The 7,034-nt window shown below is 46.0% G+C and carries 4 protein-coding genes; 3 read left to right on the forward strand and 1 reads right to left on the reverse strand.

Translation table 11 applies throughout. The annotated features are described in order from the left end of the window. The first annotated feature begins 71 nt into the window (after positions 1-71). Positions 72-1,286 carry an AAA family ATPase gene (locus tag Q0C11_RS13865; protein WP_293008972.1) on the forward strand — a complete coding sequence of 405 codons (1,215 nt, stop codon included), beginning with the start codon at positions 72-74 and terminating at the stop codon, positions 1,284-1,286. Positions 1,287-1,642: 356 nt separating this feature from the next. Next, complete coding sequence (locus tag Q0C11_RS13870; RefSeq protein ID WP_293008974.1) at positions 1,643-2,692, forward strand: hydrolase; 1,050 nt, start codon at positions 1,643-1,645, stop codon at positions 2,690-2,692. Here Q0C11_RS13870 and yegQ read toward each other — a convergent pair. After that, the gene (gene yegQ / locus Q0C11_RS13875; protein ID WP_367273770.1) at positions 2,648-4,015 is read right to left on the reverse strand and encodes a tRNA 5-hydroxyuridine modification protein YegQ; all 1,368 of its coding nucleotides are present in this window, start codon (positions 4,013-4,015) and stop codon (positions 2,648-2,650) included. The two genes, Q0C11_RS13870 and yegQ, sit on opposite strands and share 45 nt — an antisense overlap. A gap of 62 nt (positions 4,016-4,077) precedes the next feature. Between yegQ and dnaE the strand changes: the two genes are divergently transcribed. Continuing rightward, positions 4,078-7,034, forward strand: a 2,957-nt coding sequence (gene dnaE / locus Q0C11_RS13880) for a DNA polymerase III subunit alpha (RefSeq protein ID WP_293008976.1), incomplete at its 3' end; no start/stop codon positions are given.

Consider the following 7,034-nt stretch of genomic DNA (forward strand, 5'->3'; position numbering starts at 1 on the left):
GCCACAGAAGAAGGTAGAACAAAAAACCGTAGAGTCGAAGTAAAACTGATGCCTCAGGAGGGAGCAAACTAATGCATATGTATGCCCAGCACTTTAACCTCAAATTACTTCCCTTCGAGAATGTACCAGATCCGTTATTTTTCTATGATCACGGAGATCATGCACGTATTCGCAAGCAAATCTCTGGTTCTTTACAAAGCGGTCGTGGATTAATCGTCGTTACAGGCCCCATTGGCTCTGGCAAAACAACGTTGAGCCAAATGATAAAGGCCGATTTCCCAGAGAGCATTAAATTAATTTGGATGGCTGAACCTCCTGCCAATAGCACTGATCTTTATTTATTTCTTGCTCAAGAACTTGGACTTCATCCAACATCCTCTGAAAAAACCTTTGTCATGCGGGATATTCGGAACGCTTTGATGACGATCAACACGGAAGGAAAAAAATGCCTGGTTATCATTGATGAATCCCATTTGATGTCAGCTGACGTTCTTAATGGCATTCGCTTATTAAATAATCTTGAAGAAGGATCCATTAAACTTATTCAGTTATTACTCCTCGGTCAGGATGAGTTAATGGAAAAAATCAACAAGCCCGAAATGATTCCGTTTAAGCAGCGTATTGCCGCACTTGAATCATTAGGAAAAATGACCACCGATGGCGTATTGAAATATATTACCCATCGTATTCAAGTTGCTGGAGGCAATCCCAATTTAATTTCAGACACTGGGTGGGAAGCCATCTCAATCGCATTTAATGCCGGTGGAACACCGCGAACCATTAATTCATTGTGTGACAGATCGTTCAACGTTGCCTATGAACGTAATAAATCTGCAATCGATGCAAAAGATGTTTATGAAGCTACGCAGCGAATGGGACTGATAACCGATGTGTTCCATTACATCATTATGCTCAACAATGAAGAAAGAAAAAAACAGGAATCGTTAGAAACAGCTGATAAACCAATCCAGGAATCAGTTGCACCTGAAGCTGCGACCAACCATGAACAGTCTCCACCGCCAAGCGCAAAGAACACAGAACAGAAAAACAATCCAACCGTGAATGAAATTCCTATTATTCCAAGGGCTAAAATAGATTTATCGAACAAATCCTATGATGAAATTGCAGATGCGATAAAAGCAAAATATGAACAAAAGAATTTAAAATTCTCTGTTGTTTTACTCCTATTGTCGATCATCACATTCATCATCAGCATTTTTTATTTTTGCCATCGCGCAGATTCGGACGGATTGCTAGACTGCCTCGCAAATTTGTTTGGTTTTTGAGATCAAGAACCCCGCGACAAATACAGCGGGGTAATTTTTTTCAGGGCAACGTAATATTTCAGCTCAGTTTTTGATGCCCGAGAAGAGACCCAAAGCGCAGGCTCAGACCTCGAATTAAGTATCTGTAGCCAGGGATGGATAAGTCTAATTTTTGTTTTGCGACCTTGTGGTATGCAAGCTGCTTCTATTGGATTCGCGATTCAGTATATGACACCTTTTTCTTTCTTGAAAAACGACGAAATAGATAAAGTAATTTCAGAAAGAGTCAATCTTCACACAGAGAAATTGCGGGCATTCCACCCTGATGAATTACGCAAATCATCGGCTTATCAAATAAGCAACAATTAACAATAAAAATGTTAAAAACAACGATTCCTTTGTACACAAAGTATTACATAGCGCCGTCCTGGTTGCCGGGTGGAAATATACAAACGCTTTATCCCTATTTTATCAAACCAGCACCACTGTTTGCGTATCGACGCGAGCGCTGGGAGCTTGATGATGGGGATTTCGTGGATGTCGATTGGACCGATGGATCTGCGGATTTCCCCTTGGTCATATTTTTCCACGGTCTTGAAGGTGGATCTTCGAGTCACTATATTCTAAGCATGATCAACAACTTAAAAAATCACGGTTGGCACAGCGCCGTTATTCATTTTCGCGGTTGTTCCGGTGTGCCAAATCGGTTATCCCGTGCCTATCACGCGGGTGATTCCACTGAAATCGACTGGATGCTGCGGCGTATTATCCACCAAACACAAACAACAAACTCAATGCGACCAGTTTATGTGATGGGTGTCTCGTTGGGGGGCAATGCGCTATTGAAATGGCTGGGCGAGCAGGGCGAATGTGCACGCGAACTCGTGACAGGCGCCGCAACCGTCTCAGTGCCACTGGATCTGGCTGCGGCTGGTTCGGCTCTGGATAAGGGTTTTAATCAAGTGTATACGCGCCACTTCCTGGACACCTTAAAAAACAAGGCATTTGATAAACTGGAACAATTTCCCGGTCTATTTGATGCCGAAGCGCTCAAAAAATGCGCCTCAATTTATGATTTTGATAACCTAGTCACAGCACCGCTGCATGGTTTCCGCGATACCGACGATTATTGGCAGCAGTCCAGCAGCAAACAATGGCTGCCTCATATTAAAGTACCTACTTTGGTGATAAATGCTCGCAACGATCCTTTCATGCCAGCATCGGTACTACCGAATAAAAGCGAGGTATCTTCGGCTGTGACATTAGAATTTCCCGAGCAAGGCGGTCACGCTGGATTCATGCAAGGACCGTTTCCGGGAAAATTGGATTGGCTACCAAAAAAAATACTCAGTTTCTATTATTATCAGTGCCAGCATCATTTCTCAGAAGAAACGAGTGACGAAAGCGTTATCTACATTCCCGGCTAGCGGTATTTTGACCCGATGACCGCTACCCGGTGCAACCTGCACCGGACGTCCGGCTGAATCTAGCATGTGTGACAGTTCAACCACTTGATTACCCGTGGGGTGAAGAATCTCGAGGCGATCACCTACCTGAAAGCGGTTTTTCACCAGTATTTCAGCCATGCCGCTAGCTGCATCAAAGCCAGTAATGTCGCCAACGTACTGACTGCGATTGGATTCAGAATGTCCGCGCAAATAGTTTTGTGTTTCATGTGTGTTATGGCGTTGATAAAAACCGCTGGTATAGCCACGGTTAGCCAATCCTTCTAGCTCACCTAACAAAGCAGGATCAAACGGTTTGCTCGCTACGGCATCATCAATTGCCTTGCGATAAACCTGCGCTGTGCGCGCCACATAATACAAAGATTTGGTGCGCCCTTCAATCTTCAATGAATCAACGCCAATTTTGACCAAGCGCTCGACATGCTCAACTGCACGCAAGTCCTTTGAATTCATGATATACGTGCCGTGCTCATCTTCCATAATCGGCATTAGTTGACCAGGCCGCTCCTTTTCCTCAATCAGATACACTTGGTCAGCAGCAGGATGGCGCGTAATTGAGCCGCATCCACTCGTCATACTCGATTGTTCAGATTGTTGCATCGCTTGGCCAAAATCAAAATCAATTTTGCCAACTTCCTGAATATCACCACTCGAATTTTCCTCAGCGGATTTCACTTTATAATCCCAGCGACAAGAATTCGTGCAGGTGCCTTGATTCGGATCACGGTGATTAAAATACCCTGATAGCAAGCAGCGTCCGGAATATGCAATACACAGCGCGCCATGTACGAAAACCTCAAGCTCCATATCGGGGCAATAATCACGAATTTGCGCCACTTCATCCAACGATAATTCGCGCGACAAAATCACCCGCGTCAATCCTATTTTCTGCCAAAACTTAACGCCCATATAATTGACCGTATTGGCCTGAACCGACAGATGAATCGGCACATCCGGCCATTTTTCGCGTACCATCATGATCAATCCGGGATCAGCCATAATCAGCGCGTCTGGCTTCATTGCAATAATAGGCGCCATATCATCCAGGTAAGTTTTAATCTTGGCGTTATGCGGCATAGCATTGCTGGCTACCAAAAATTTCTTCCCTAAAGCATGTGCTTCCGTGATCCCGGTTTTAATTTGCTCCAAGGCAAAATCATTGTTACGTGCACGCAAAGAATAACGCGGCTGTCCTGCATACACCGCATCGGCGCCAAACGCATAAGCAATGCGCATTTTGTCCAAGGAACCAGCAGGAAGTAAAAGCTCAGGTGATTTCAACATAATGTAAAATAGCGCTCAACTGTATTAATGACAAAGTTATCACAGGTCTTAATTGTAACATCATGCCCATCAAACCAGCTTTTATTCATTTGCGGATGCATAGCGAATATTCCATTCTAGATAGCACAATTCGCATTCATGATGTCGTTACAAAAGCGGTGGCCGATCAAATGCCAGCTTTGGCATTGACCGACCTTAGCAATCTTTTCGGATTAGTAAAATTTTACCAAACTACATACAAAAACGGGATTAAACCGATCCTCGGGTGTGATGTCTGGATCACCAATGAATCCGATCGAAGCAAGCCAACTCGACTGCTATTGTTATGCCAAACACACGCCGGTTATTTACTGCTGTCTCGTCTGCTGTCACGCGCCTACCGGGAAAACCAGTTGCAAGGCAGAGCCGAGATCAAAGAATCGTGGTTACATTCCAATGAGTGGGGCACGAAAGGATTGATTGCCTTATCCGGTGGCCGTTTAGGCGACATCGGATTGGCTCTATTACATAGTAACGTATCGCAAGCTGAAACTCAGACGCAAAAATGGGCTAATCTGTTTCCTAGCCGTTTTTATCTTGAAATCCAACGTGATGAGCACTCCAATGAAGCAGGATTAATTCAACACTCGCTAGCGCTAGCCAGAAAATTCAATTTGCCAATCGTGGCAACGCAAGCAGTGCAATTTCTCAATGCAGATGATTATCGGGCGCATGAAGCGCGTGTCTGCATCGCCGAGGGCTATGTCTTGGAGGACAAACGCCGTCCAAGAAGCTTCACCGAACAGCAATACTTTAAAACTCAAGCTGAAATGGTGCAACTGTTCGCCGATATTCCTGCCGCACTGGCGAATACAATCGAGATTGCCAAACGCTGCAATCTGGTATTGGAATTGGGTGTGAACCGGCTTCCATTATTTCCTACGCCTAACGACGAAGGCCTGGATCAATATCTGCGCAGTCAGGCTGAAGCAGGTCTGATAATGCGCATGACCAGCTTGTTTCCCGAGGCAGAAATGCGTAATAGCAAAATGGGCGAGTATCAATCTCGTCTTGAATTTGAGGTCAACACCATTATCCAGATGGGATTTGCCGGATATTTTCTGATTGTCGCCGACTTTATCAACTGGGCTAAACATAATAATGTCCCGGTAGGACCAGGGCGTGGTTCCGGAGCGGGCTCATTAGTGGCCTATTCACTGGGAATCACTGATCTTGATCCATTACGTTACGATCTGTTATTTGAGCGTTTTTTGAACCCAGAACGTATCTCGATGCCCGATTTTGACATCGATTTTTGCCAGGATCGGCGCGAACGGGTCATTGAGTACGTCAAACAACGCTACGGAACTGGAAAAGTCTCTCAAATCGCCACATTCGGCACGATGGCGGCCAAAGCCGTAATTCGCGATATTGGCCGGGTCATGGATTTGCCCTATAACTTTGTCGATCAGCTCGCCAAACTGGTGCCGTTCGAGATTGGCATGACATTAAAAAAAGCACGTCAACTCGAACCGCAACTCAATCAGCGCGCCGAGGAAGAAGAAGATGTCTACAATTTACTGGAACTGGCGGAAAGTCTCGAAGGCATCACGCGCAATGTCGGCATGCACGCCGGAGGCGTACTCATCGCCTCGAGCGAGATTACCGATTTTTGCCCTATTTACTGCACGGAATCAGGCGATTCCGTTGTCAGCCAGTTGGATAAGGACGATGTCGAAAAAATCGGATTGGTGAAATTTGATTTTCTTGGATTGCGCACATTGACAATTCTGGACCGTGCCGTCGAATATATCCGTCAGTTACATCCAGACGGCGAATCTCCAAATGCTCGCCTTTTTTCACTGGAAACGTTGCCATTGGATGACGCAGCAACTTATGCATTGATGCGTAAAGGAAATGCGGTAGGCATCTTTCAGTTTGAGTCGCGCGGCATGATCGATCTGCTACAAAAGGCAAAACCAGACCGCTTTGAAGACATCATCGCACTAGTCGCTTTATACCGCCCTGGCCCGATGGATCTGATTCCCGAATTTATCGACCGCAAGCATGGCAGAAAACAGATTGAATATCTTGATTCGCGCCTGGAAACGATTCTCGGGCCGACTTACGGCATCATGATTTATCAGGAACAAGTCATGCAAATTGCGCAGGTCATCGGCGGCTACAGCCTTGGCAGTGCCGATTTGCTACGCCGTGCAATGGGCAAGAAGAAAGTCGAGGAAATGGCACAACAACGCGACATCTTCGTATCCGGCGCAGTCAATAACGATTTAAGCGAAGATAAAGCCACCGAATTGTTCGGTTTGATGGAAAAATTCGCCGGCTATGGCTTCAACAAATCACATGCCGCCGCTTATGCGCTCATTGCCTTCCAAACGGCCTTTCTGAAAGCGCACTATCCGGCTGAATTTATGGCCGCGTGCTTGTCTGCGGATATGGATGACACTGATAAAGTGCACATTTTCGTTGAAGACAGCGTTGCCAACAAATTAAAAATTCTGCCTCCCGATATCAATCTTTCCGACTACCGTTTCGTCCCAATTGACAGTAAAAACATCCGCTTCGGTCTTGGCGCGATCAAAGGCACCGGAGAATCCGCAGTCAATTCGATCATCGCGGAGCGAGAACAAGCCGGACCATTCACTGATCTATTTGACTTCTGCCACCGCGTTGACCGTCGCATCGCCAATCGCCGCGTGATGGAATCGCTAATCCGCGTCGGTGCATTTGATACTATCAACCTCAATCGCGCCAGCTTGATGGCTTCAGTCGGCTTAGCCATCGAATCCGCCGAACAAACGAGCCGATCTTCCAATCAATTTAATTTATTCGGTGAAACGAGTAACGACGCCCAGATGCAACTGCAACTGATTCAAACCGAACCATGGTCTGACCGGGAAAAACTGCGCCAGGAAAAAATCGGCTTGGGCTATTATTTCAGCGGCCATCCATTTGACACCTATGCGCCGGAATTAAAGCGCTTCATTCGCACTCGACTCGACCGACTGAATCCGCAGCG

The sequence above is a fragment of the Nitrosomonas sp. genome (assembly GCF_022842015.1).
Classification (GTDB): Bacteria; Pseudomonadota; Gammaproteobacteria; order Burkholderiales; family Nitrosomonadaceae; genus Nitrosomonas.